General features: G+C 57.6%; 26 protein-coding genes. 12 read left to right on the forward strand and 14 right to left on the reverse strand.

Annotation, left to right across the window (positions count from 1 at the left end; genetic code table 11):
• Window positions 1-19 precede the first annotated feature (19 nt).
• From AB3Y40_RS16880 to AB3Y40_RS16890, 3 genes are read right to left on the reverse strand one after another with little or no spacing between them, the layout of a single operon-like run.
• Window positions 20-877, reverse strand: a complete 858-nt coding sequence (locus tag AB3Y40_RS16880) for a LysR family transcriptional regulator (protein WP_369440046.1) — start codon at window positions 875-877, stop codon at window positions 20-22.
• Window positions 874-1,467, reverse strand: a complete 594-nt coding sequence (pncA, locus tag AB3Y40_RS16885; RefSeq protein ID WP_369440047.1) for a bifunctional nicotinamidase/pyrazinamidase — start codon at window positions 1,465-1,467, stop codon at window positions 874-876. Before pncA ends, AB3Y40_RS16880 begins: the two co-directional genes overlap by 4 nt.
• A gap of 23 nt (window positions 1,468-1,490) precedes the next feature.
• Complete coding sequence (locus tag AB3Y40_RS16890) at window positions 1,491-2,000, reverse strand: P-loop NTPase family protein (RefSeq protein ID WP_369440048.1); 510 nt, start codon at window positions 1,998-2,000, stop codon at window positions 1,491-1,493.
• 69 nt (window positions 2,001-2,069) lie between these two features.
• Between AB3Y40_RS16890 and AB3Y40_RS16895 the strand changes: the two genes are divergently transcribed.
• Window positions 2,070-3,296: an Hsp70 family protein gene (locus tag AB3Y40_RS16895; RefSeq protein ID WP_369440049.1), complete on the forward strand. Its 1,227-nt coding sequence runs from the start codon at window positions 2,070-2,072 to the stop codon at window positions 3,294-3,296.
• A 56-nt stretch (window positions 3,297-3,352) separates the two neighbouring features.
• Here the strand turns inward: AB3Y40_RS16895 and AB3Y40_RS16900 are convergent, their stop codons facing one another.
• A complete protein-coding gene (locus tag AB3Y40_RS16900; RefSeq protein ID WP_369440050.1) occupies window positions 3,353-3,850 on the reverse strand; it encodes a hypothetical protein in 498 nt (165 codons plus the stop codon).
• Window positions 3,851-3,870: 20 nt separating this feature from the next.
• A complete protein-coding gene (locus AB3Y40_RS16905; protein WP_369440051.1) occupies window positions 3,871-4,344 on the reverse strand; it encodes a hypothetical protein in 474 nt (157 codons plus the stop codon).
• A gap of 237 nt (window positions 4,345-4,581) precedes the next feature.
• Here AB3Y40_RS16905 and trhO point away from each other — a divergent pair, with 237 nt between their 5' ends.
• From trhO to AB3Y40_RS16925, 4 genes are read left to right on the forward strand one after another with little or no spacing between them, the layout of a single operon-like run.
• Window positions 4,582-5,487, forward strand: a complete 906-nt coding sequence (trhO, locus tag AB3Y40_RS16910) for an oxygen-dependent tRNA uridine(34) hydroxylase TrhO (protein ID WP_369440052.1) — start codon at window positions 4,582-4,584, stop codon at window positions 5,485-5,487.
• A complete protein-coding gene (locus AB3Y40_RS16915) occupies window positions 5,487-6,533 on the forward strand; it encodes an AbrB family transcriptional regulator (protein WP_369440053.1) in 1,047 nt (348 codons plus the stop codon). The genes trhO and AB3Y40_RS16915 overlap by 1 nt, the downstream gene beginning before the upstream one ends.
• A 59-nt stretch (window positions 6,534-6,592) precedes the next feature.
• Window positions 6,593-7,042: a tellurite resistance TerB family protein gene (locus AB3Y40_RS16920; protein ID WP_369440054.1), complete on the forward strand. Its 450-nt coding sequence runs from the start codon at window positions 6,593-6,595 to the stop codon at window positions 7,040-7,042.
• Window positions 7,043-7,954, forward strand: a complete 912-nt coding sequence (locus AB3Y40_RS16925; protein ID WP_369440055.1) for a fatty acid desaturase — start codon at window positions 7,043-7,045, stop codon at window positions 7,952-7,954.
• Here AB3Y40_RS16925 and AB3Y40_RS16930 read toward each other — a convergent pair.
• Window positions 7,925-8,794 carry a DMT family transporter gene (locus AB3Y40_RS16930; protein WP_369440056.1) on the reverse strand — a complete coding sequence of 290 codons (870 nt, stop codon included), beginning with the start codon at window positions 8,792-8,794 and terminating at the stop codon, window positions 7,925-7,927. The genes AB3Y40_RS16925 and AB3Y40_RS16930 overlap by 30 nt on opposite strands.
• Before the next feature lie 129 nt (window positions 8,795-8,923).
• Here AB3Y40_RS16930 and pncB point away from each other — a divergent pair, with 129 nt between their 5' ends.
• The 3 genes from pncB to AB3Y40_RS16945 are packed head-to-tail and all read left to right on the forward strand — an operon-like array spanning window position 8,924 to window position 11,166.
• Window positions 8,924-10,216 carry a nicotinate phosphoribosyltransferase gene (gene pncB, locus AB3Y40_RS16935; RefSeq protein ID WP_369440057.1) on the forward strand — a complete coding sequence of 431 codons (1,293 nt, stop codon included), beginning with the start codon at window positions 8,924-8,926 and terminating at the stop codon, window positions 10,214-10,216.
• Between the two features lie 30 nt (window positions 10,217-10,246).
• Window positions 10,247-10,876 (forward strand): SIR2 family protein, encoded by a 630-nt coding sequence (locus tag AB3Y40_RS16940; RefSeq protein WP_369440058.1) that lies wholly within the window; start codon window positions 10,247-10,249, stop codon window positions 10,874-10,876.
• A gap of 38 nt (window positions 10,877-10,914) precedes the next feature.
• On the forward strand, window positions 10,915-11,166 hold the full coding sequence (locus AB3Y40_RS16945) for a hypothetical protein (protein WP_369440059.1): 252 nt from the start codon (window positions 10,915-10,917) through the stop codon (window positions 11,164-11,166).
• A gap of 49 nt (window positions 11,167-11,215) precedes the next feature.
• On the opposite strand, the gene AB3Y40_RS16950 is transcribed toward AB3Y40_RS16945, so the two are convergent.
• Window positions 11,216-11,353, reverse strand: a complete 138-nt coding sequence (locus tag AB3Y40_RS16950) for a hypothetical protein (protein WP_369440060.1) — start codon at window positions 11,351-11,353, stop codon at window positions 11,216-11,218.
• A gap of 18 nt (window positions 11,354-11,371) precedes the next feature.
• On the opposite strand from AB3Y40_RS16950, the gene AB3Y40_RS16955 reads away from it, so the two are divergent.
• A complete protein-coding gene (locus AB3Y40_RS16955) occupies window positions 11,372-12,226 on the forward strand; it encodes a DUF3800 domain-containing protein (protein ID WP_369440061.1) in 855 nt (284 codons plus the stop codon).
• 82 nt (window positions 12,227-12,308) lie between these two features.
• Here the strand turns inward: AB3Y40_RS16955 and AB3Y40_RS16960 are convergent, their stop codons facing one another.
• Window positions 12,309-13,292, reverse strand: coding sequence for an IS1595 family transposase (locus AB3Y40_RS16960; protein ID WP_369440062.1), 984 nt, complete (start codon window positions 13,290-13,292; stop codon window positions 12,309-12,311).
• An 89-nt stretch (window positions 13,293-13,381) separates the two neighbouring features.
• On the opposite strand from AB3Y40_RS16960, the gene AB3Y40_RS16965 reads away from it, so the two are divergent.
• Window positions 13,382-15,247: a hypothetical protein gene (locus AB3Y40_RS16965; protein ID WP_369440063.1), complete on the forward strand. Its 1,866-nt coding sequence runs from the start codon at window positions 13,382-13,384 to the stop codon at window positions 15,245-15,247.
• An 87-nt stretch (window positions 15,248-15,334) separates the two neighbouring features.
• Here AB3Y40_RS16965 and arfB read toward each other — a convergent pair whose 3' ends face one another.
• The 6 genes from arfB to AB3Y40_RS16995 form a co-directional block, all read right to left on the reverse strand.
• The gene (gene arfB / locus AB3Y40_RS16970) at window positions 15,335-15,748 is read right to left on the reverse strand and encodes an alternative ribosome rescue aminoacyl-tRNA hydrolase ArfB (RefSeq protein WP_369440064.1); all 414 of its coding nucleotides are present in this window, start codon (window positions 15,746-15,748) and stop codon (window positions 15,335-15,337) included.
• A 376-nt stretch (window positions 15,749-16,124) separates the two neighbouring features.
• The gene (locus tag AB3Y40_RS16975) at window positions 16,125-16,751 is read right to left on the reverse strand and encodes a queuosine precursor transporter (RefSeq protein ID WP_369440065.1); all 627 of its coding nucleotides are present in this window, start codon (window positions 16,749-16,751) and stop codon (window positions 16,125-16,127) included.
• A 79-nt stretch (window positions 16,752-16,830) separates the two neighbouring features.
• The gene (locus AB3Y40_RS16980; RefSeq protein WP_369440066.1) at window positions 16,831-17,691 is read right to left on the reverse strand and encodes an esterase-like activity of phytase family protein; all 861 of its coding nucleotides are present in this window, start codon (window positions 17,689-17,691) and stop codon (window positions 16,831-16,833) included.
• Window positions 17,692-18,600 carry a penicillin-insensitive murein endopeptidase gene (mepA, locus tag AB3Y40_RS16985; protein ID WP_369440067.1) on the reverse strand — a complete coding sequence of 303 codons (909 nt, stop codon included), beginning with the start codon at window positions 18,598-18,600 and terminating at the stop codon, window positions 17,692-17,694.
• Window positions 18,579-19,964, reverse strand: a complete 1,386-nt coding sequence (locus tag AB3Y40_RS16990; RefSeq protein WP_369440068.1) for an MFS transporter — start codon at window positions 19,962-19,964, stop codon at window positions 18,579-18,581. Before AB3Y40_RS16990 ends, mepA begins: the two co-directional genes overlap by 22 nt.
• A 65-nt stretch (window positions 19,965-20,029) precedes the next feature.
• A complete protein-coding gene (locus tag AB3Y40_RS16995) occupies window positions 20,030-20,581 on the reverse strand; it encodes an acyl-CoA thioesterase (protein ID WP_369440069.1) in 552 nt (183 codons plus the stop codon).
• A 130-nt stretch (window positions 20,582-20,711) separates the two neighbouring features.
• Between AB3Y40_RS16995 and AB3Y40_RS17000 the strand changes: the two genes are divergently transcribed.
• Both AB3Y40_RS17000 and fdhF read left to right on the forward strand, forming a co-directional pair.
• A complete protein-coding gene (locus AB3Y40_RS17000) occupies window positions 20,712-20,978 on the forward strand; it encodes a YggT family protein (RefSeq protein WP_369440070.1) in 267 nt (88 codons plus the stop codon).
• Window positions 20,979-21,087: 109 nt separating this feature from the next.
• Window positions 21,088-23,853, forward strand: coding sequence for a formate dehydrogenase subunit alpha (gene fdhF / locus AB3Y40_RS17005; protein ID WP_369440071.1), 2,766 nt, complete (start codon window positions 21,088-21,090; stop codon window positions 23,851-23,853).
• Window positions 23,854-23,947: the final 94 nt, after the last annotated feature.

Genomic DNA, 23,947 nt, shown 5'->3' on the forward strand with positions numbered 1-23,947 from the left:
TTTGATTTAATGATTACGATCAGGAAAAATGATTGGCTGTGTCCAACGCAATTGCAGCAGACTGCGCCACTGCGGCCTGGGTGCGTTCGGCATCGTAGCGGGCGAAAAACCGCAACGGTTCTGGCGCCCAACCATAGTCGATCTGGACCAACTTGCCCGCCGCCAGCGCCCCGCGCGCCATCGCTTCTGGCACCACGGTCACGCCGCGCCCGTCCATTGCCATCAGCAGTCCTGTGGCCAGATTGCTGGACGGCACCAACCTGACGGCAGCACCACCTTGCGCCGCAAAATGCGCCGCGATCTGCTGGAACAGGATCGTGTCGCGCCCATGGGTCAGCACCGGCTGACCTGCCACCTCTGTCACGCCGGGGGCAGCCACCCAAACCATCGGATAAGTGCCCAGCGCGACCTCTCCAGACATCGCGCGTTGAAATGGTGCATTCTGAAGGGCCAGATCAATCGCCCGTTCCGCCAGCCGCTTTTCAAGCGCAGCAGAGAAATCCACAGTCAGTTCTACATCCATCTTGGGAAAGGCATCAGCCAACCGCACCAAAAACGCCCGCAGCCAGGTTTCGGCAACCATTTCGGTCACGCCCAGCCGCAGCACGCCATCGTATAGCCCCGCCTCGCCGCTTTCGACCACCAGCGCATCCATCGCCGCCAGCACATCGCGCGCTCGCTTCAGCATCCGCGCGCCCAAGGGCGTGACCTGCATCGTATCGCGGTCCAGCAGCCGACCGCCCAGCAAGCCCTCAAGCTTGGCAATCCGGCCAGAGATATTGGGCTGCGTCGTTGCCAACCGTTCGGCGGCCTTGTTGAAACTGCGCAGGTCCGCGACCCAGACAAACGCCTCAAGCTGTTTCAGCGTGATGTTCACGCGACGGTGACGCCCGCGTCCGCCATCCCTTTCAGCGCAGCCGCAAGCGAGCCATCAAAATCAATCGCCCGCGTCAGATCGCGCCGCACCGTGACGTCGAACCCCAGCTTGGCCGCATCCTCAGCCGAATAATTCACGCAGAAATCCAGCGCGAGGCCAACCATCGTCAGCCGCGAAATCCCACGTGTGCGCAGATACCCTTCCAGCCCCGTCGGGGTAGAGTGGTCATTCTCGAAAAATGCCGAATAGCTATCAATCGCGGGGTTGAACCCCTTGCGAATGATCAGATCACCATCGGTACGCAGGCCCGCGTGAAACGCGGCACCTGTTGTCCCTTGGATGCAATGATCCGGCCACAACACCTGCGGCCCGTACGGCATCTCGGTGACGCTCATAGGTGCTGCACCCGGATGTGACGACGCAAATGACGAATGCCCCGCCGGGTGCCAATCCTGCGTCAGGATCACACTGTCGAAATCTGCCATCAGGGCATTGATCCCATCGACAATTTCGTCGCCGCCCGCCACGGCGAGCGCACCGCCGGGGCAAAAGTCATTCTGGACATCAATCACGATCAAAGCGTCAGACATGGCATTCTCCTTTGGGTCTAGGGTTAGGCGCTTGCCATGAAGTCCGCAACCTCTGCCCGCGACCGCAAATGATGCACGGTCAGATGCGGATGCTCTGCCACCATGCGCGCGATCCTGTTGCGCTGGCTGACCCGTGTCTGGAAAATCCAGACAAAGAACTCCCAAGTGTGCGCCCCAACCGTTTCAACGCAGCCCTCGGCCATATCCGGGCGCCGTTGTCCGTAGGATTGCCATAACCGCTTGACGACCCGCCAAAACCGCAGCCCGACAGGCAAATCCAGCCAGATCAGCGTATCCGCCCGCGTTGCACGGGTGTCATAGGTCGATGACATGCCACCCTCAAACACCCAGGCCTCTTGCGCTTCAACCGCATGGGCCATCGCGTGCTTTTCCGTCATCGGGCGCGGCTCCCAGTTGGGCAGATGGTGGATGTGATCCATATGATGCACCGGCAGCCCGGTTTGCGCACCCAGCCAGCGCGCCAAAGTGCTCTTGCCTGATCCCGGCCCGCCCACGATCATGACCCGTTTCATCTGAACCTCCGCTTGTCAGATCGACCGCGATATCTTATTGCCGCCCTCCCGCAAAGAGGAATCGCGACAATGGCACGGCTTGGCATCGACTTTGGCACCTCGAACACCGCCGCAGGCGTGATGGCGGGCGACCGTCCCTTTCTGATCCCGGTTGAAGGAGGTGAGACCACCCTGCCGACATCCGTGTTTTTTGACCCCGACCGCAAGATCACGCTGTTTGGCAACGCGGCCAACCGCGCCTTGATCGACGGGCGCGAGGGGCGATTCATGCGCGCATTGAAATCTGTGCTTGGTACATCGCTGATGCATGAAAAGCGCGTCATCGCCCACGAACGCCTGACCCTGATCGAGGTCGTCGCCCGCTTCCTCGCCATGCTGCGCGAACGGGCCGAGGCGACAACCGGTCAGACATACGACACGGCACTTTCAGGCCGCCCCGTGCAATTCCATTCCACCGACGCTGCGCGCAATGCCCGGGCAGAGGATGACCTGCGCGCCGCCTATATGGCCGCGGGTTACAAGGACGTGGACTTTATGTTCGAGCCTGAGGCGGCAGCCTTGACCGCCGGCCCGTTAGAGGCTGGAACCTACGGCCTGATCGTCGACATCGGCGGGGGCACCTCGGATTTTTCCGTCTTCGCGCAAGACCCCGCGACCCGCATCGTCGCCAGTCACGGCGTCCGCATCGGCGGCACCGATTTTGACCGTACACTTAGCTTGGCGCACGTCATGCCGCTTTTGGGGCGAGGTACCGCGATCCGCAACGAAATGGGCCCCGGCAGTCACACCGCGCCCAATGCGATCTACAATGACCTCGCCACGTGGGAAAAGATCGCGTTTCTCTATTCCCCTGACAACCTGCGTCTTGCCAAACGCTATGCCAAGCTGGGCGTTGACCCGGTACTGTTCCAGCGCCTTGCCACGGTCATCGAAGAAGAAACCGGCCACGACCTCGCCTTTGCCACCGAACGCGCCAAGATTGCGGCCAATGCCGAACCCACCGCGCAGATTGATCTGCGCATCATCGAACGCGGGCTATCGGCCCCGCTGACGTCTGACGCCATGTCTGATGCGCTGTCCGATTACGCCGCCCAGATTGCCGCCGCCGCGTCCGAGACTTTGACCCGCGCCAACGTCGCGCCGCGCCAAATCAACCAGATCGTCTTTGTTGGTGGCTCCAGTTTGATGGGGGTCGTCGCTTCAGCCCTCACGACGCTTTTGCCGGCTGCTGCGCCCCAACAAGCCGCTGCCTTTACGGCTGTGGCTGACGGCCTCGCGATGGCTTCGGCGCGTTAAGACCTTTTCGGCGACCTTCGGCAACCTCTGATAGCCAAGTTGGTCCGCTTGGCCGGTCAAACCGGTTTTGTGTCAGAAGACGGTGACGGTGGCCCGATATATGCTCCGTCATTTTCAAGCACCAACCGCCCCACGATCTCAACCGGCTTATTGCGCTCTGAGCGATCACCAGAGGCCGCAGCGGCCCCCATTTCGCCAATCCCAGAGATTTGCACAAGCCTGCTGACCAGGTCGGATCCGCCCATCACAACAAGCGTTGTCACGACGATATCAATGCTCGCATCGACGTTGTTGCCTGACAAACGTGTCAAGATCCGCAGATCGTCAAACCAGAAAACAGCCGAACAGGCGATCACGCCCACGATCACGGTATAGGCGATCAGATAGCGGTTTCGCATCTTGTACTTCTCAACCCGGTTCGAGATGATTTCAGGGTCGCGAAAGTACCGTTGCCATCGCGGAACGAATGCCAGAACAAACATGATGGCCTTCGTCAGGCGGTCGGCGGAAAACGCTAAAATCATGATCAGAACAAGGGCGCTTGTGGCGTTCATCTGTCTGTCTCCTTTTTGGTCTATGGCCTGCGAACAAAGGTCTTCTCTGTTGGCCGACTGGAATCCGCGCGGCAACTGCTCCCGATCTCCAAACCAGCGCGATAGAAGACCCGCAGCCGGTCGGCAGGTTCATTAAATGTCGTCACGTCCAGATCGACGGTGCGCGAAAACAGGCCGCATCGGTCAATGGTGTCTTCCTCCATCCAAACCAGATCAATCAAACCAGAAAACGCGGTCTCGCTGTCTGCCCGCACCTCAAAAAATGCGCTCCCGTCCACAAAGTTGGCCCGAAGGGTGCGGCCAACGTGATAAACCTCAATCACTTCGGACCGGTCAGCACGATTGACCCATTGCCCCGACAGGTTCGGCTCGACGCTTGCCGCAACAAAGACGCCAACCGCCACGGCAGCAGTGCCCAGGTACCTTGGCCTGCGACGAAACCGCTTCCAAAGCGAACGCGGGAAGGGGCCATTTAGCTCGATGGATGCAAACACGGGAAACACCTCGTGTCATGACATGGTGCGTTAAAATGGTTTCTCAGAATAGCCCGGATTCTAGCCGATTTTCGGCAATCGGTCCAGCTTGGCCACGCTGCCCTGCTTTTCATCAGGCTCTTGGCTTGAGGTTCCTCAGGTGCCCTGCAGCACCTTGGCGAACCACATGCGTTGCGCTTTCGGGCCGCCATTGATCACCCGCTTGCACCGCGTTCCGCACAGGCGTATCTGGCAAATATGTACACCATTGCTGCGCTCTATCACTTCACCCGGTTTGAAGACCCGGCCGCCATTCGGCCGGGCCTGATCGAGGCCTGCGCGACACATGGCATCTCCGGCACCCTGTTGCTGGCGGGCGAAGGGATCAACGGGACAATTGCAGGTAGCCGCGCCGGGATTGACGCCATCCTGGGCTACATCCGTGCGCTTCCGGGATGTGCTGCGCTGGAACACAAGGAAAGCCAGTCCGACACGCCACCCTTTCACCGCATGAAAGTGCGGCTGAAGAAAGAGATCGTGACGATGGGCCAGCCGCAGGTCAAGCCGGCGGACGGTACCGGCCACTACGTTGACCCCGCTGACTGGAACGAACTGATCCAGTCCCCCGATGTGGCCGTGATCGACACCCGCAACGATTACGAAGTGGCCATCGGCACCTTCGACGGCGCGGTCGATCCGCACACCAAAAGCTTTGGCGAGTTTCCCGCATGGTGGGAAGAAAACAAAGACCGGTTTCACAACAAGAAGATCGCCATGTTCTGCACCGGCGGTATCCGCTGCGAGAAATCCACGAACTTCCTCAAGGGCCAAGGCGTGGACGAGGTCTATCACCTCAAAGGCGGCATCCTGAAATACCTCGAAGAGGTGCCGGAGGATGACAGCACCTGGCAGGGGGAGTGCTTTGTCTTTGATGCCCGCGTCTCTGTCGGACATGGGTTAGAGGTCGGTCCGCACCTCCTGTGTTACGCCTGTCGCCGCCCGATCCTGCCCGCAGACCGCGACCGGCCAGAATACGAACATGGCGTCGCTTGTCATCACTGCGCCGCTGAAACCACGGACGCGGACAAGGCCCGTTTCCGCGAGCGGCAGAAACAGATCGCGCTGTCCGCCGCGCGTGGTGAACGCCACATCGGCGGCCTTTGATGCGCCACGCTGCCATGCCCGCTGGCCTTGCGCTGCTGATCGGGTTGGCGTCAGGCATCACCGGATTTCTGATCGGTATGCCGCTGCCGTGGATGCTCGGTTCTATGCTAGGGGTCACCATCGCCGCATTGGCGCATCTGCCCATTGCTGGGCCAGAGCCGCTGCGCCCTGTCGTGGTCCCGGTCATTGGGGTGATGCTCGGATCGTCGATCACCGCTGAGACGCTGCAACAGCTGGGGCAATGGTCGACCACAATACTGATCCTGCCGCTGGCCCTGATCGGGGCTGCTGGCGCATCCTTTGCCGTCTATCGCCGCATTGGCGGCTATGACCCCGTCACAGCCTTCTATTGCGCGATGCCCGGCGGCCTGAACGAGATGTTGCTGATGGGCGCTGCTGAAGGCGGGGATGAACGCCGCATCGCACTGGCCCATGCCGCGCGTGTGTTGATGGTGATCTTCCTCGTGGCGCTGTTTTTCGGTGTCTTCATGGGCGCGCGCACTGGTGTGGGCGGGCCAAGTTGGACGGCGCTGACGGATCTCACTGTAGTCGACTATCTGATCCTCGCGGCCTGCGCCGCTTTGGGCGTACCGTTGGCGAAACAGCTGCGCCTGCCCGCAGCCCCTGTGTTTGGCCCGCTGATCCTGTCGGGCGCTACCCATGTGTTAGGCTGGGTCACCGTGGCCCCGCCCACGCTGGTGATCGTCGTCGCACAGATCGTCGTTGGCACGATCATTGGCACCCGGTTTATCGGCGCGACGCTGCGCGAACTGGGCCGCGATCTGGCGCTCGCCTGCCTTGCCACGCTGCTGATGCTGATCGCGGCCCTGGCTGTGGCGGTCCTGCTGACTGTGCTGATCACGGTGCCGTTGTCGCAGGCTTTTCTGGCCTATGCACCGGGCGGCTTGACCGAAATGGCGCTGCTGACACTCGCGATTGATCAGGACGTGGCCTTTGTGTCAGTCACACATATCGTGCGGATCGCGCTGGTCATCGCCATCGCACCGGCGGTCTTTAACCTGCTCCGCAAACGCCTGTTGCGCTGACGCTTGCACCGATTTGCGCAACGCCCTAGCCTAAGCAAAATTCACCGCCCGAGGCTGCCATGTTCGATCGTATCCTGTCCCTGTTTTCGCCCACACCACATGTCACCGAACTCCCGCCAGAGGACGCGCGACATGCGCTGGGCGCACTGCTGGTGCGCACCGCCAAGGCCGATCACGCCTATCTTTTCGAAGAGGTGGAAGAGATCGACCATGTGTTGGCCGATCTTTACGATCTGAACCCGGTTGAGGCGGCGATGATGCGCGCGGCCTGCGAAAAGCTCGAGCACGAGATGCCGACCACCGAAAACCTCGCCCAAATCCTGCACGACGCCATTTCCCAACAGGAAAGAGAGGCGGTCGTGGCCGCGCTTTGGCGCATTGTCTTTGCCGACGGCATCGAGGAAAAGGAAGAAGACGCAATCCTGCATCAGGTGGAACAGGCGCTTGGCGTCTCACCCGATGTCAGCAAGGCGCTGCATGACAAGGCGCAATCCGCCGCCGGGCACTGAATGTCGCATCTGACGTTTCTGCAAGACCTCTCGCCGGAGGATCGCGCAAGGCTGACCGCACTGACCAACCGCGCGGGGCTGATCCATCTTGCGTGGCACAGCACTTTGATCCTTGTGCCGGCCGTGCTGATCGCTGCGGGTGTGCCGGGCTGGCCTCTTTTATTGATGCCGCTGGGCTTGTTTCTGGTGTTCCTGTTCCACCTGCTGCACGAAGCGACCCATGAAACCGTCTTTGCAGCCAAAGCGTTGAACATATGGGTGGCGCGGGTTGCGGGGTTCATCTTGTTGATCCCGCCCGCGTGGTTCCGCTACTTTCACTTTGCGCACCACAAACACACCCACGACCCCGATCAAGATCCTGAACTAGCGACCCCCAAACCGCGCACATGGGGCAGCTACATTTGGTATCTGACGGGCGCACCTCTTTGGAGGTCTGTCGCCGTGACGCTTTGGACAAATGCCACCGGCGGCTGTGATGATGCGTTTGTCCCAACCCGCCAACGCAACCGCATCACGGCAGAGGCGCGCTGGATGCTCCTCGTCTACGCGCTGCTTGGCGGGGCCTCAATTGCGCTGGGCTCGGCGTTGCTCTTCTGGGTCTGGATTCTGCCGATGCTGATCGGCCAGCCGTTCCTGCGGGCCTATCTGATGGCCGAACACACCGATTGCCCAAACGTCCCTGACATGTTCAGCAACACCCGCACGATCTTTGCCAATCGTGCTGTCCGCTGGCTGGCATGGAACATGCCTTACCACGCCGAACATCACGCGTTTCCGACGGTCCCCTTTCACCAGCTCCCCGCATTGCACGACATGGCGCGGACGCATCTGCGCGAAACCGAAACCAGCTATACCGCTTTTCACGCGGGCTTTTCCGGGCGCCTAACGCCCGCGCCCGGCGGCCAGGGCTGATCCAACACCAGCGGCAATGATCACGACCAGCCCAACCAGCGTCCAGCGGTCCGGCCAGTCACCAAAGACAAGCAAACCCAACACCATCGCGGCAATCAACTGGCTATAGATCAACGGTGCGATCACGCCTGCGGGCGTTGTCCGATTGACCTGCACCAGCAACAGGTTCCCAATCGCAGACCCTAGCGCACTGATCGTCAAGAGCCCCATTGCGACCGCACTGAACGCCCCCGCGCCACCAACCGCAAACGGGGCCAGCAACACCGTGCCGATGGCAAGCTGGGACAACAATAAGAATCGCGGTCGGAACCCCGGTGCCAGCCAGCGTGTTGTGACCAGATAGCCGCCATGCAGGCACCCGGCCAAAACGGCAAAGCCCATGCCGACACTCACCCCAAATCCGGGACGCACCACGATCAGCACACCCGCGAAACTCACTGCCAGCAGCCCCGCACGCAGCACGGTCACCCGCTCTTTCAGGATCAGCGCCGACAGGACAAAGGCCACCACCGGCCCAATGAAAAACCCCGCAAAAGCGTTGGCCATCGGCTCTGTCTTCAGCGCGGTCAAAATGCACGCGATCCCGCCCGCAATCAGCGCGGCCCGCAGGATCAGCCGCCAGTCCAGCATCAACCGCCACTCGTGTCGTTGCATCCCACTCAGTGGTGCCAACACGATCACCGCCAGCGCAAACCTTGCCCAGGCCACAAAAAACGGCGCAAACCCCATGCCGCCCAAAACTTTCCCTGCCGCGTCCCCGCCAACAATCAGGAACATCGCGGTCACGACGGAAAGGATGACGATGGGCATGGCGCGTCCGCTCTGGCTGGTTCGCGCCATCAGTGCGGCACTTGTGACCAATGTGCAATCGCATCCTGTGGGTATCCGGGCCACACATCTGCCGCGCCCCGCGCTTGCAAACCCCGCCACCCCTTGCTCTAACCGCCACCAAGCCAACGGAGGACCAGAATGGTCGACATCGCCACCCGCGTCTGGAACCACAAATGGAAGATCGACCCGATCGTCCGTTCCCTGATCGACACCGATTTCTACAAACTGCTGATGTGCCAATCGGTGTTCCGCAACAAACCCGACACGGCTGTCACCTTCTCCCTCATCAACCGCGCCACCCATATCCCGCTCGCCACCCTCATCGACGAAGGCGAGCTGCGCGAGCAACTCGACCACATCCGCTCCCTCTCGCTCCGCCGCGGCGAAAGCACATGGATGCGCGGCAACACCTTCTACGGCAAACGCCAGATGTTCTCGCCCGAATTCATGGACTGGTTTGAAAACCTCCGCCTGCCGCCCTACCACCTTGAACGCGTTGGTGACCAATACGAACTCACCTTCGAAGGATCATGGCCCGAGGTCATGCTTTGGGAAATCCCCGCTCTCGCTGTGCTGATGGAACTGCGCGGCCGCGCCGTCCTCGGCGCAATGGGCCGGTTTGAACTGCAGGTCCTCTACGCCCGCGCCATGACCAAACTCTGGGAAAAGGTCGAACAACTGCAAACCATCCCCGACCTGCGCATCGCGGACTTCGGCACCCGCCGCCGCCACTCCTTCCTCTGGCAGGACTGGTGCGTGCAGGCCATGTCCGAAGGTCTGGGCAGCGCCTTCGCGGGCACCTCCAACTGCCTGATCGCCAAGAACCGCGACATGGAGGCGATTGGAACCAACGCTCACGAACTCCCCATGGTCTACGCCGCGCTTGCGCAGGACGACACGGCCCTGGCACAGGCTCCCTATGACGTGCTGTCCGACTGGCAGGCCGAACACGACGGCAACCTGCGCATCATCCTGCCCGACACCTACGGCACACCGGGGTTCTTGGAGCGTGCGCCGGATTGGCTCGCCGGCTGGACCGGCATCCGCATCGATTCAGGTGACCCCGCCGCCGGTGCCGAAGCCGCAATCGCGTGGTGGACATCCCGCGGCGAAGACCCCCGCCAAAAGCTCGTCATCTTCTCCGACGGCTTGGACGTCGACAAAATCCTGTCCCTGCACGCGCAATTCGTCGGCCGAGTCCGCGTTTCCTTCGGCTGGGGCACCATGCTGACCAACGACTTCAAGGGTCTGACAGATGGCGACAGCCTCGCCCCCTTCTCACTGGTCTGCAAAGCCGTCTCGGCCAATGGCAACGCGACGGTCAAGCTGAGCGACAACTCGAATAAAGCGATGGGGCCACTTGACGAGATCACTCGTTACAAGCGAGTGTTCGGTGTCGGTGATCAGGCCGAATTTGAAATCTTGGTTTGACAATCGCATTGGGCAACAACAAAGAGAACAATGGATCAAATTGAAAACGAAAAACTCGACGAGAGCATTAGACATATTCTCTCTGGAAACGCAGTATGCTTTGTTGGGGCCGGATTTTCAATAGGAGGTGAGAACAGCGAAGGAGAGAGCATTCCTAGTACTGGGGAACTGGAGAAGCTGCTTCGCGAACTTGCTGACTTGCCTCCAGATGAGCAATCGACACTTCCAGCACTAGGCGACTATATCGAAGATGATCCACGGCTCGCTCCAGAACTTCGATCTCTATTGGCTAGGCGGCTTACGATTTGCAAGCCCAATGCAACGCAACAAGCGCTTATCTCATTGCCGTGGCGGGCAGTTTTTACAACAAACTACGACGATCTATTTGAGCGTGGTCCGAACCCAAGTCAATATAACCCAGTCTCAATCGCAACAATGAAAACTGGCACAGCAACGAGTAAGAAATCTATTGTCTACCTCCATGGAAGGGCCGCAGATATTAACGAAGGGATGACAGATCCTGGCCTTGTGCTTAGCGAGAGAAGTTACATTGAACTCCAGCAAAGCAATAGAGAGTTGTTTTCGATGCTGGAAAACGAGATCCACGACGCCACTCGTGTATTTTTTGGCGATTGTATATTTGACAAACCCGTGACGTAGGCGCAGGCTCGGACCCCATTTTTAAGGAGATTCGAGAAATGGACGATCTATTTGTTTACTTCGACGGGGTGTCGGCCATGGGGCATGTGAATGGGGCTATCCAGGTTGAGTTGGCTGCCAGCGTACTTGACGCCGCCGAAGATGGGTCCGTTGAGGTTCGCAACGTGACCACTGCTCATTTGCGGTGCAGCCCCGCCGCTGCGGCTGACCTGCTTCAGTCCATCCAAAAGGCCTTGGATATGTTGAAGGAGCCTGAAGGACCGCCATCCGCGTCGAAGGCTATCAACTAAATGCGTCATGGGTATTATAGTACCCCACTATAAAAGGTAACTCAATACCTCACTTGTCACCTTGGGGTTCCGGCTTCGGTTTCACCAGCTTGCCTAGCTTTTCGTTGAACTTCGCTTCATCGTCGTCCGTCTCTAGCTGGCGGGCGGCTTCTTTGAAGCGGTCTAGTTGGGTTTTGTTCTGGCTCATATTGGTCTACCGTTATGCATGGCAAAGAGACATTACACTATATATTGCGATGAGTCATCGAAGAAGGGGAAGTATTACTCCAACTTCTATGGCGGGGCAATTGTGCGCTCAAGGGATCAAGAAGCCATTGAGGCAGCGCTAACGGCCAAGAAAGATGAGCTGAACCTGTTCAATGAACTGAAGTGGACGGGGGTCACTCGGAACTATCTTGAAAAGTATACAGAGTTCATAAAGTACTTCTTTACCTTTATTCATTCTGGGCGAGTGAAGGTCAGGATTATGTACACTCAAAACATGTACAGGCCTACAGGTCTAACCTCTGAGCAACACGATCTTGGTTACTTCTTGCTTTATTACCAGATGATAAAGCATGCATTTGGAATTCAGTACTGCAACCCCAATGCCTTGGATCGAGTTTACTTTTCTGTACTGCTCGATGAGGTTCCCGACACAAAGGAGAAGTATGAATATTTTCGAGCACAGCTCTCTCAGATACCCGACCTGTATGCATTTAGAGGCAGCAACACCTTTATCCCAAAGCAGCAGATTGCCCAGATTGACTCAAAGCGCCACACGATCCTTCAAGGTCTAGATATTATTCTTGGGTCGATGCATTTTCGCTTGAATGACCTGCACAAAATCAAGCCGGAAGGGGCTAGGCGGCGCGGCAAACGGACTGTTGCGAAGGAAGCTTTGTTTAAGGAAATTAGCAAGGAGATCAGAGCCGGTTATCCAAATTTCAACATAGGTGCCAGCACCGGTACGGCAAACGGCCTTCAGGATCGTTGGTCGCACAACTATCGGCACTGGAGGTTCAGACCCGGCCAATTCGAAGTGGATACATCGCTGACAAAAGGGAAAGCCCCGCAGTAACCTACATAAGTACTACTAGTGGCACTAGAAGCTTCGGTTGCCGCAGGGCTTACACACAATATACGGTGTGTAAATCAAGAGTTCAAACTATTTGTTGCGCTTCACTAGGCCCTTGATATGTGAGGCGTTTGCCCGCTGCGGCTACAAGAAGGACGTTTGAACGCTCAGAATCATCAATACCATTCGCGACCCGGTAGTTGTAACGAAAGTCGAACTCCGCTGCGTAGCGATGCAGGTGCTGCTTGCCGCAGTGCTGATACACACCCTTCATGCCGCGCTTGAAGATGCTGTAGAAGCCTTCGACGGTGTTGGTGTGGATTTCGCTGTCCTCGTAATCAACATACTGACCAGCGCTGTGATTGGTCCAGCCGTGGGCGTCAAACACCTTGCCAGCGCCGAGGCCTTGATACTGGCGGGCTTCATCTGTCATGACGTAGGCCTCTTTGGCGATGTTCTCTTTCAGGATCGGCAGGAGCGTTGCCTTGGTCAGATCATCCACGACAATAGACTTGGCCTTCTTGGTCTCACGGTCCACCAGCGTCAGCATCTTCATCTTGTGAGCGCCGCCACGGGCCTTGGGATGCTTCGTCACACCGGGTTCTTTGCCGATGAACGTCTCGTCAACCTCAACCACACCACCGCCGTTGCCAAAGCCCGCCAGCGCACCGTCACGCATACACTCGCGGATGCGGTGGGTCAGGAACCATGCAGACTTGTAGGTGATGCCCAGAACGCGGTGTAGTTGGTGGCTGCTGATGCCCTTCTTGCTGGACACCATCAGGTGAATGGCTTGCAGCCACAGGTGAAGCGGCAGGTGGCTTTCCTCAAAGATCGTGCCTTTGCGCACCGTGAACTGCTTGCGGCACTCGCGGCACTTCCACAGGCCGTGACGCTCTTTGCCCTCTGGGTTCTTCTTGCTGGCCTTGGTGCGAACGCCCACAAGGCGATAGGCCGCATCCACAACGCCACAGTGGGGGCAAACCGGGCCATCGGCCCAAAGCATCGCTTCGACATGCTCAAATGCAGCGGCTTCGTCGTGCATGTATGGGGCGGAAAGAACGGACATTGTGAAAACCTCTATCGTGTTGAATTAGATATAGGTATTCCGGTTGGGTTTGTCAAATATACAATCGCCTATTTTTTGTTGGATACTCATTGTCCGACTTAGCGATTGCGAAGAGCGTGTTCAGAGTCGGGGCATTGCGAAATCGCTCGGTTATCATAAACCGGCCAGACACAAGCCCAGTTGAAGATGCGAGGCTAAAGAAATTCGGCTCTCTTTATCCGATAGGTGTAGATGGTCTTGTTGAGCAAATAGATAAGCTTAGATCGGAAGGAGATTTATCATTTAGTGCCGTCTCTCCTAAATATTTGGGACATGAAAGTACAAATATCAGTTTAGCCGAAACCGCCCGAGCGGACGTTGAGAAACTACTGCTGACCGGTAAATTCGACCCGGATCTATATGTCCGTCAGCTTCAGAACCCTGACGAGGAGCAAAAGTATTGCGTTGACCGATCCGAAAAGGCTGAACGCATTATCAATGCGGTTTCGACAGGACGCAATCGTTTTCTTGTGACATCTGATCTCGGGAATGGGAAATCGATATTCTTGAGACAACTCAGCTGTCGCTTTGCTGTGGATGGTTATGATGTTTACAGAGTCGAATCTACGGTTGAGGGGATATTTGGTGAGATTGACTTGTCGATGTCGCGGCCGGGGAGAAAGTGCTTTATTGTCGATGATTTTGTGAGGCACCGAAGAGTCGCGGAGTATATCGGATCTAAGTTAACCGGAGAATCTGTACTTATTCTGAGCGCAACAAACTCTGATGATGAATTTGTTATGAAATCCGTCCCGGATTCGGTTGGCGGTTCTGTCTCTACAGTTTCTTTGGACCAGCTATCGGTAGAAGAGCTTGTTAGATGGGACAGTTTTCTCGAGAGTTGGGGCTTTTGGGAAGAGGCACTTAAGACAACAGCGGAAGACCGCATGGATCATCTCAAGCAGAGATGCGCTGCCGAAAATAGATCGATTCTAGTTTCGATGTTCAGCAACTCGAGCTTGGCGAACCGTATTGATCAAATTGTCAATTTTTTCCTCGGACAGAACCCTGGCCATCGCCAAGCGTTTATCGCAATTCTAATTAACGGTCTGTGTAGCCAACACGTACAATGGAGCCGTATTGTCGCTTGGTTGAATCTCGACGAATTTGACCTCGAACAAAAGATACGGTCGTCTGGCGTGTTGAGTTTCATGGGGCGTGGTGCTGAAGGATGGTACAATTTTTCCTCGAATAGTCTTTCGGATTTTATTCTGAACAAGTACGAATTTGAAACTAGTGAGATTGTTGATGTCTATAGTGAAATTGTCCGTCAAACCGCCTATAGCAGTACGGATAGGAGTCTTGGTTGGGATGCGAAGCAGAATCTAAAGGAACTGATGAGGTTTGGCTATTTGTCGACGCTGCTCCGAGACAGAGATGATGCGAAACTGGCAATATCTTCGGTATACTCCCGGCTCGGAGCTGTAGGACCCATCCGTAAAAGTGATCAGTTTTGGCTGCAATATGCGATGTCAGAGATCGAGCTTGATAACTTGGATCGCGCGGATGGTTTTATTGCAAATGCGCTGGCAATCGCAGAGCGAAAAGGAGTGGACTACCTGAAGCACCAGATAAAGGATCAACGGGCCAGACTCCGCTTGAAAATGGCAGCGAAACTTGATCGTCCTTATCGCCCATCAGATGTCAAAGAGGCAATTCAAGACCTAATAGACAATCTATCTCTTCGAGAATCATTGGCGATCTATTCAATGCGATCAGTGCCGTTACTTGAGGAGTTTTTAGAAGCTCGCCTAGATGAGTTGACACGGGAAGAAGTCGCGCACCTTAAGAATTTTTTGACGAAATTAGGCTCTTCCATTGAGGGAAGGGACCGACTGGAGAAGAGCAGGCGAGGCGAGGTCGCTGTATTGAAAGGAAATATTTTGCGTTGCAATGTTCTGATAGCGTCAATTTGACTCCTACTCCTACTCCTACTCCTACTCCTACTCCTACTCCTACTCCTACTCCTACTCCTACTCCTACTCCTACTCCTACTCCTACTCCTACTCCTCCACCTTCCCCCGCAATGCCTTCACCGCCCCGCGGTGCTTCTTTCCCTCCAACCGCCGCTTGACCGACCCATAGGTCGGCTTCGTCGGACGCCGCCGTTTGGGCATCTCGGTCGCTTTGCGGATCAATTCCGCCAAACGCTCCATCGCGATTTCGCGGTTGCGGGCTTGTGACCGGGTCTCTTGCACAAAGATCACCACGGCCCCGTCTTTCGTCCATTTCTGTCCCGCGATCCGCCGCAGCCGCCGCTTCACCGCGTCGGGCAGGTTGGGGGACCGCTCCGCCTCGAACCGCAATTCGACCGCCGTGGACACTTTGTTCACGTTCTGCCCGCCGGGGCCGGAGGCGCGGACAAAGCTCTCGGTCAGTTCCCGGTCCGCAATCTCGATTTCATCATTAACGCGCATTCAGACGTCTCTATGCATGGGTTGTGCATGGTATGTGTATGGGGTGTGCATGGCTGATTTTCCCCGTGCGCCCCGTTTACCAATATTCGCCAAACCGGGCCACCCTGACGCGCCCGGCGGCGCCCGACATGCAAAAAGGGCCACCCCGGCGATGGGATGGCCCTTTCCTGAAAGTTGCGGAGGTGGGTCGGTTAGGATCTCCACCTTGTGGTCTTCTCAGCTAGGGGCTGCCCTAGGTGTGACCCCCACAAGTTGTCCCGACTGCCTTCTCCAATACTTCATGATGCACTGGATCACCTCCTTTCAAATGTTTCGCCTAAAGGAAGGTTCGCACAGATTTGGTATATGTCAAATTAATTTCCACAACTTTTCGTGCTTAGGCCGTCCGTTGCAGCATCCGCCCAACAATCAGGCGGAATGGCACCAGCGCGAGCAGCGCAATGGTTAACTTCACGCCCCAGTCGGCCACGGCCAGCGAAACCCACAGCGGAACCAGCGGACCTTGGTTAAGAAAAGGCACCAACTCCTGCGCCCAGACGATTTGTTCGTCCGCTAAGGCATTGAAACCATTGAAGATCGCCGCAAACGCGATAGAGAAAAAGATTAACGTGTCCACTGTAGAACTGACCAAGGTCGAGCCCAGCGGCGCGGTCCACCAAGACCCTTCGCGGAGCCGGTTAAATACTGCAATATCAAGCAGTTGCGCGATCAGAAACGCACTGGCAGAGGCAATCGCAATCCGGATTGCAACCGCAGGCCCGAACTCCAGCATGATCTGACTTCCGATCAAAGAACAAACAATCCCCACGCAAAGCCCTGAAAAGACTACCTTTCTTGCCTCCGACGCGCCGTAAACACGGTTCATGATGTCGGTCACAAGGAAGGCCAGCGGATAGGTAAACGCCCCCCAGGTCAGCAATCCGTCAAGGATCAGAAATTGAACAAGAATATTCGAAGCGACCACGATAATGGCCATGGCGATGACGCCGGGAAGGATACGCATTTTGATGTTTCCGTTTTGACAAGGGTGCGGCACTTGGTCCCCGACCATTCGGGGACGGCGCGGTCTAACGCCCCGCGATCTAACGGTCAATCCGGTATTCGATCACTTCGGTCTGCTGAAAGAACTGAAAGTTGTCATCCGAAACCAATGTCATGATCAACCCGCGCTGGGGGTCTTGCCAAACGCTGATGCCTTCAAGATTGTCGTGCGCCGCATTCGCCGTTTGCAGCAGAACGGTCTCATCCGCGCCAGTGAGACTAAACCGGCGTACCCGGCTGCGAAAGCCTGCACCTGTGAAGTCTCTTTCCAGCACATAAAGCAGCCCATCAGGCCCGACGTCCGCCCCAACAATCAGAAAAGCACCGCGCCGCGGCAAGCGAAATGGGATGTCCCAGCCCGCACCTTCGCGATACCGGTAGACAGGAAACGGTCGGTTCGCCCGGCCAGAGCGTTCGGGGATCGCAAAAAGCCCGCCGTCGGGGCCAATGGCAAGGCTTTCGAGCGACGCATTGCCGGACAGCTTTTCAAACTCTGGGTGGACCAACTCTTGTGCAGCTGGGTCGGTGGTGTCGCCATAAACTGCAACCCGCGTTTCCCCCTCAAAGGACACATAGGTCAGGCCATCAATGCCAATAGCAAGACCCTCGGAATCGCTGAATTCCTTGTTTACACGCCGACCATCCGGGCGCTTCAGCCGGTACCGGGTTTCAATCGGCATCGCGATGATCTCTCCATCCTCGCGCAGGATCGGACCTGTGCGAATAAGGCCCTTGTCGTTTAGCGCCACGTAACGTGTGCCGCCGTCGATCACCTCCAAACCGGAGATCCCGCCAAAGCCCTCGTCCCCACCATTCCAGATGAATTGCCCGGCCAGCGTCACCTCGGACGGCAGCGGGGCACAGCCTGCAAGCAGGGCAAGTGTCAGATAAAGAAGACGCATTCAGTTCGCGGCGAGGACAGCGGCGCATTGCGCGGGCAAACGGCCCACGGTGATCTCGCGTCGCGGAGCAGCGGGCGTAGCATTTGGATCAGGGGGCGGCGGGTTCAGAATGTTGTTCACCCAGGTCTGGGCATCCGCGCAGCCATCACCTGGCGGCGGCGGGGCCTGATCGACACAGCCACTGTCACCCGCAGGACACTTCAGCCGGACATGGAAATGGTAATGATGCCCCCACCACGGCCGGATCTTGTTCAGCCAGCTACGGTCACCCGTCGCACTATTGCACATCGCAACCTTTGCGCCGGGAAACACGAAAATCCGCGCGACACGCGGGTCGGATGCTGCGGCTTTCAGCACCGCTTCGTGCTGCGGGGTCCAGCGGTCATTTGTATAAGCCCCGGACGCGCGGCGCATTGAAATCGAAGAGATATTCTCGCGTTCCTGTGCCGTTAGGTTCAGGCGGTCGGGTGGAAGCATCCAGATGTCTACATCCAGGCCCGACTGATGGCTGCGGTGCCCGGTCAGCATCGGGCCGCCACGTGGCTGACTCATGTCGCCGATATAAAGCCCTTCCCAGCCCGGCAGGTTCGCAACTTTCCGGCTCAGATCTTGCACGTAGTCCACTGTAATCGGCTGCGCCCAATTGCGGTTGCGCGACAGGCGCATCGCTTGCCATGTCGGCCCTGTTTCCGGCAATTGCACAGCACCCGCCTGACAGCCCAGCGCATAGCCGCCGATGGCGTCGGGGGCTTGAGCGGATGCGACGCGGGCGGCCCCAAACAATTGCTTGGCTATCCGCGTGTCGTTGGTGTTCTGCGTTGAAACGGTCGCCTGCGGGGCGCTGGCGGTTTCGGTTTGACACCCGGCCAACAGGGCAAGGGCGGCGATTACTGCTGCAATGCGGACCATTCTGCACGATCTCCGTCTTTGTTCACCCACCTTAACAAGATCAGGCCAAGAATGAAGAGAAAGATCACCGGCAAGAAGCCGAGTTGCACGTTTCCGGTCATCGCCGTGAAGACACCGATCAGGAAGGGCGCAAGAAAAGCCGTTGCTTTGCCGGACAGTGCAAATAGCCCAAAGGCTTCGGTCGGGCGCTCTGGGTTGGTGTGGCGTACCATCATCGACCGCGACGCGGCATAAAGTGCACCACCGGCCCCGCCAATGATCGAACCACAGGTGAAAAAGATGATGTCGGGTAGGGATGATCCAGCAGGCAGCGGAATCCCAAACAACTGCTCTCGCGACATGCCGACAATAAAGGAACTGACGATCAGCAGCATAATGATGCAAAAGATAATCACAGGTTTTGGCCCGAACCGTGCGTCAAACCGCCCGCCGATATAGGTAAAGACTGCTGCCGTGATCACACTGATGATGCCAAACGGCCCAAGCTGAGCGATGCCCCAATCCAGCACAAGCGTGGCATAGACCCCGCCAAAGGCATAAAGCGCGTTTAGACCGTCGCGATAGAACATGGATGCCAGCAGGAATGTTCCGGTGCTCTTGCGGCGAAAGACGGATTTGATCGTGGCGATCAGATCGCCAAACACCTTGCCAATGCTGGGCCTTTGACCTGCGTCCTCGGGGTTATCCTTGACCCACAAAAAGAACGGTAGAATGAAAAGCGCATACCAGATCGCCATGAACGGCCCGACAGCGCGGGTACCTTCACGCATCTCAGGGTCCAGACCAAAGATGGGTGAGAGCCCGACCAGCGTCTTGCCGGTATCGCCGCTTTCGGCAAAGAAAATCAGCATGATGAAAAGCGAGATCAACCCGCCCCAATAGCCAAACGACGCGCCCGAGCCCGAGATGCGCCCGACCTCTTCTTCTGATCCCAGTGAAGGCAGATAGGCGTTGATGAAATTCAACGCGGATTCAGCAGCGATAAATCCAACGTAGAACAGGATCAAAAAGAAGATAAGCGATGATGTGTTGGGCTCCATATACCAAAGTGACCATGCGCCACCGATATAAAGCAACGAAAACAAGGCGATCCAAGGACGCTTGCGCCCAGTGCTGTCAGCGAAGGCGCCAAGCATTGGCGCAGTCAGGGCGATGAACAGTCCCGCGACCGTCTGCCCAAAGGCCCATGTGCTTTGCGATTGGGCGCGTGCGGCTTCGTCATCCAGACCGGTGCCGAGAAAATAGCTGGTTGCAACAAGCGCAAAGTAGGGGCCGAAGATAAAGGTCAGGCCAAGCGTATAGTAGGGCTGGCTTGCCCAATCGAACAACATCCATCCCCAGATGCGTTTCTTGCTGACTGCCATATGCCTCTTCCCCGTTTTGTTGAGGGATAAGAGCCTGATGGCGGGCGATGATGCAAGTAAAGCTTTTAAGTGCCCGACAGATCGGCAGGCAGCACAGGTGGCCAGGGGCGGGTTGCATCGGCATCAACCCAGTTTTGCGCCCAGTCTGGCAATGCGGGGCGATCCCCTTCGAACCCAATCGCGCGGAACACGGTGCCCGGTCGTACGATGCCATTCTTGTCCGTCACGGCAGAGCGGTAAAGCGCCTGTACCGCGCATTCTGCTCCGATCCAGATCGTGTGTTCGAGGTAAAAGAACTTGTCGTCCCAGCCCAGGCAGCGGTGGACAGCCTTGAACCGCACAAACGGGCGAATACGCTTACGATACCGGACCGAGCTACCGGCCATTGTGATGCCCCAACTGTTGTCGCGCGTGGCCTTCAAAAGGCCGACGCGTTGCGCCAGCACAGTGCGCCCGAAATCCAGCACCGTCAGGATGCGCCCATTGTTCATTTCAATGAAAAAGTCGATGTCCTGTGGCCAGCATCGATGCCAGGAAACATGGGTTCCCAGGATCGGCAACGCGGGTGCATTGCGGTTGATCAGCATCTCTTTGGCGGCGCGGATGAAAGGGTACATATGGGGTCTCCTGCACCCCAAAATATTGACGCTTACGTAAACGTCAATTTTGACCTTACGGCAACCTTGGCTTGCAAGGTGGCGGTTGATTGCTTACCTGCCTCTGCGTGGAAAAGAGAAAGGCCAAGCCATGAATGACATTGTTCAGATCGCACTGCTGCTGATCGGTGTGGCGCGCACGTTCATCTTTATCCACTTCATCATGAGCTGGCTGATCAGTTTCAACGTGCTCAACGTCCAGCAGCCTTTTGTGGCGCAGGTCTGGTACGGTCTGCAGCGGCTGCTTGATCCGATTTACCGACCAATCCGCCGGGTTCTGCCCGATATGGGCGGGATTGATCTGTCGCCGATTGTGGCACTGATCGGATTGGAAATCTTGCGCATCCTGATCATCTGACGCCTATCGGAAACAGCGATGGCGCAAAAGCGGGGTCGCGCGTCGCGGATAGGCTTCTGATCTTGCGCAGAAAATGGTGTAACCTGTGCCAAGTCGCAGGAGTCGCCCCATGTCGGATAAGATCACATTCACCCTTGATGGCCAGTCCGTCACCGCCGAGCCCGGCATGACTATCTGGGAGGTCGCAAATGGCCGCGGCCTGGTGATTCCGCATCTGTGTCACAAGCCGCAGCCCGGCTACCGGTCTGACGGCAACTGCCGCGCCTGCATGGTCGCGATCGAAGGTGAGCGGACGCTGGCCGCTTCTTGCATCCGTGAACCTGCCGAAGGGATGGTCGTCACCACCGATCAGCCGCGCGAAGTGCAGGCCCGCAAGATGGTGATGGAACTGCTGGTGGCTGACCAGCCCGCGCAGGAAGAGGCACGCGACAAGTCCAGCCACCTATGGGATATGGCGGCCGCGCAAGATGTGGACGCCAGCCGCTTTCCAGCGATGGAACCGGACCACATCCCGCTGTTGGACGACAGCCATGTGGCGATGCGCGTCAATCTTGATGCTTGCATCCAATGCGGCCTTTGCGTGCGCGCCTGCCGCGAAGTGCAAGTCAATGACGTGATCGGCATGGCGGGGCGTGGCCACAATGCCTACCCGGTTTTTGATATGGCTGACCCGATGGGTGACAGCACCTGTGTTGCCTGTGGCGAATGTGTGCAGGCTTGCCCGACAGGGGCGCTGATGCCAGCGACTGTGCTGGATGACGCGCAGGTAGGCGACAGCGCGGACTACGACAAAGAGGTCCAGTCCGTTTGCCCGTTCTGCGGTGTTGGCTGCCAGGTCAGTCTGAAGGTCAAGGACAACAAGGTCAAATTTGTCGACGGCATCAACGGACCGGCAAACGAGGGCCGATTGTGCGTCAAAGGCCGCTTTGGCTTTGACTATATCCATCACGATCACCGCCTGACGAAACCACTGATCCGCCGCGACGACGCGCCTGCAAAGGGTCTAAACGTTGATCCGGGCAACTGGCAGGAATTCTTCCGCGAGGCGTCATGGGACGAAGCGCTGGATGCTGCCGCCAACGGCCTGAAAGACATTGGCGGCACCGGTGTCGCGGGCTTTGGGTCTGCGAAATGCACCAATGAAGAGGCCTATCTGTTCCAAAAGCTGATCCGCCAAGGCTTTGGCCACAACAACGTCGATCACTGCACGCGGTTGTGCCATGCCTCGTCCGTTGCCGCCCTGATGGAAAACGTTGGTTCCGGCGCTGTGACTGCGACCTTTAACGAGATTGAAAACGCGGATGTGGCCATCGTGATCGGGGCCAACCCGGTCGAGAACCACCCCGTTGCCGCGACCTATTTCAAACAATTCACAAAGCGTGGCGGCAAGCTGATCGTGATGGACCCGCGTGGTGTAGGTCTGCGCCGCTTCGCGACCCATATGCTGCAATTCCGCCCCGGCGCGGATGTGTCGATGCTGAATGCGATCATGCATGTGATCGTGGAAGAAAAGCTTTATGATCAGCAGTATATCGACGCCTATACCGAGAATTGGGAGGCCGAGAAGGCGCATCTTGCCGACTTTACACCCGAAAAGATGGAAGGCATCTGCGGCATACCTGCAGATACCCTGCGCGACGTGGCCCGCACTTTTGCCGGGGCGAAATCGGCGATGATTTTTTGGGGCATGGGCGTGTCCCAGCACATCCACGGCACCGACAACTCGCGCTGCTTGATCTCGCTGGCACTGATGACCGGGCAGGTGGGCCGTCCGGGCACCGGGCTGCACCCACTGCGGGGCCAGAACAACGTGCAAGGCGCTTCTGACGCAGGCCTGATCCCGATGTTCCTGCCTGACTATCAGCCCGTGGGCGATGACGGCGTGCGATCCGCCTTTCAAGAGGTTTGGAACGAGGGCCGTATCGACCCTAACAAAGGTCTGACCGTCACTGAAATTCTGGATGCCGTTCACGCGGGCGACATTCACGGCATGTATATCTTGGGCGAAAACCCCGCGATGTCTGACCCAGATGTGGAACATGCGCGGGATGCGCTGGCGAAACTCAAGCATCTGGTGGTGCAGGATATTTTCCTGACTGAAACCGCAAACTTTGCCGATGTGATCCTGCCCGCGAGCGCCTTTGCCGAAAAGACCGGCACGGTCACCAACACCAACCGTCAGGTTCAGATGGGTCGCCCCGCTGTTGCGCCACCGGGCGACGCGAAGGAGGATTGGTGGATCACCGTCGAACTTGCCAAGCGCCTTGGTCTGGGCTGGACCTACACGCATCCAAGCGATGTGTTTGGTGAGATGACGCAGCTGATGAAATCGCTCAACAACATCACTTGGGATCGGTTGGAATCGCAAAACGTCGTGACTTACCCGTCGCTTTCGCCAGAAGACCCGGGCCAGCCGATCGTGTTTGGGGATGGCTTCCCCCGGCCCGATGGACGGGCGCGGTTTACCCCGGCGAGCGTCATCGCACCCGATGAAACACCGGACACCGAATATCCAATGATCCTGACCACTGGCCGCCAATTGGAGCATTGGCACACCGGGTCGATGACCCGTCGGTCCAAAGTGCTGGACGCGGTCGAGCCTGAAGCAAACTGTTCGCTGCACCCGTCTACGCTGCGTAAGTTGGGCGTTGAACCCGGTGGGTTGATCCGCCTGACAACGCGGCGCGGGTCGATCACGGTGATGGCTCGGGCAGATCGGGCTGTCTCTCCCGATATGGTATTCCTGCCATTCGCCTATGTTGAGGCGGCCGCCAACATCCTGACCAACCCCGCCGTCGATCCCTATGGCAAAATCCCAGAGTTCAAATTCTCTGCGGTGCGGGCCGAAAAGGCAGAGGCTGTGGCAGCGGAATAGGGTTAAATGAACGCTTGTTCAAAAAACCGTTGACGTGACACGGGGCGGCGGCACACTATTGTTCTTATAGGCCAGCACGAAAAGTGACTCGGTC

The sequence above is a fragment of the Yoonia sp. R2331 genome, assembly GCF_041103235.1.
Taxonomy (GTDB): domain Bacteria; phylum Pseudomonadota; class Alphaproteobacteria; order Rhodobacterales; family Rhodobacteraceae; genus CANMYO01.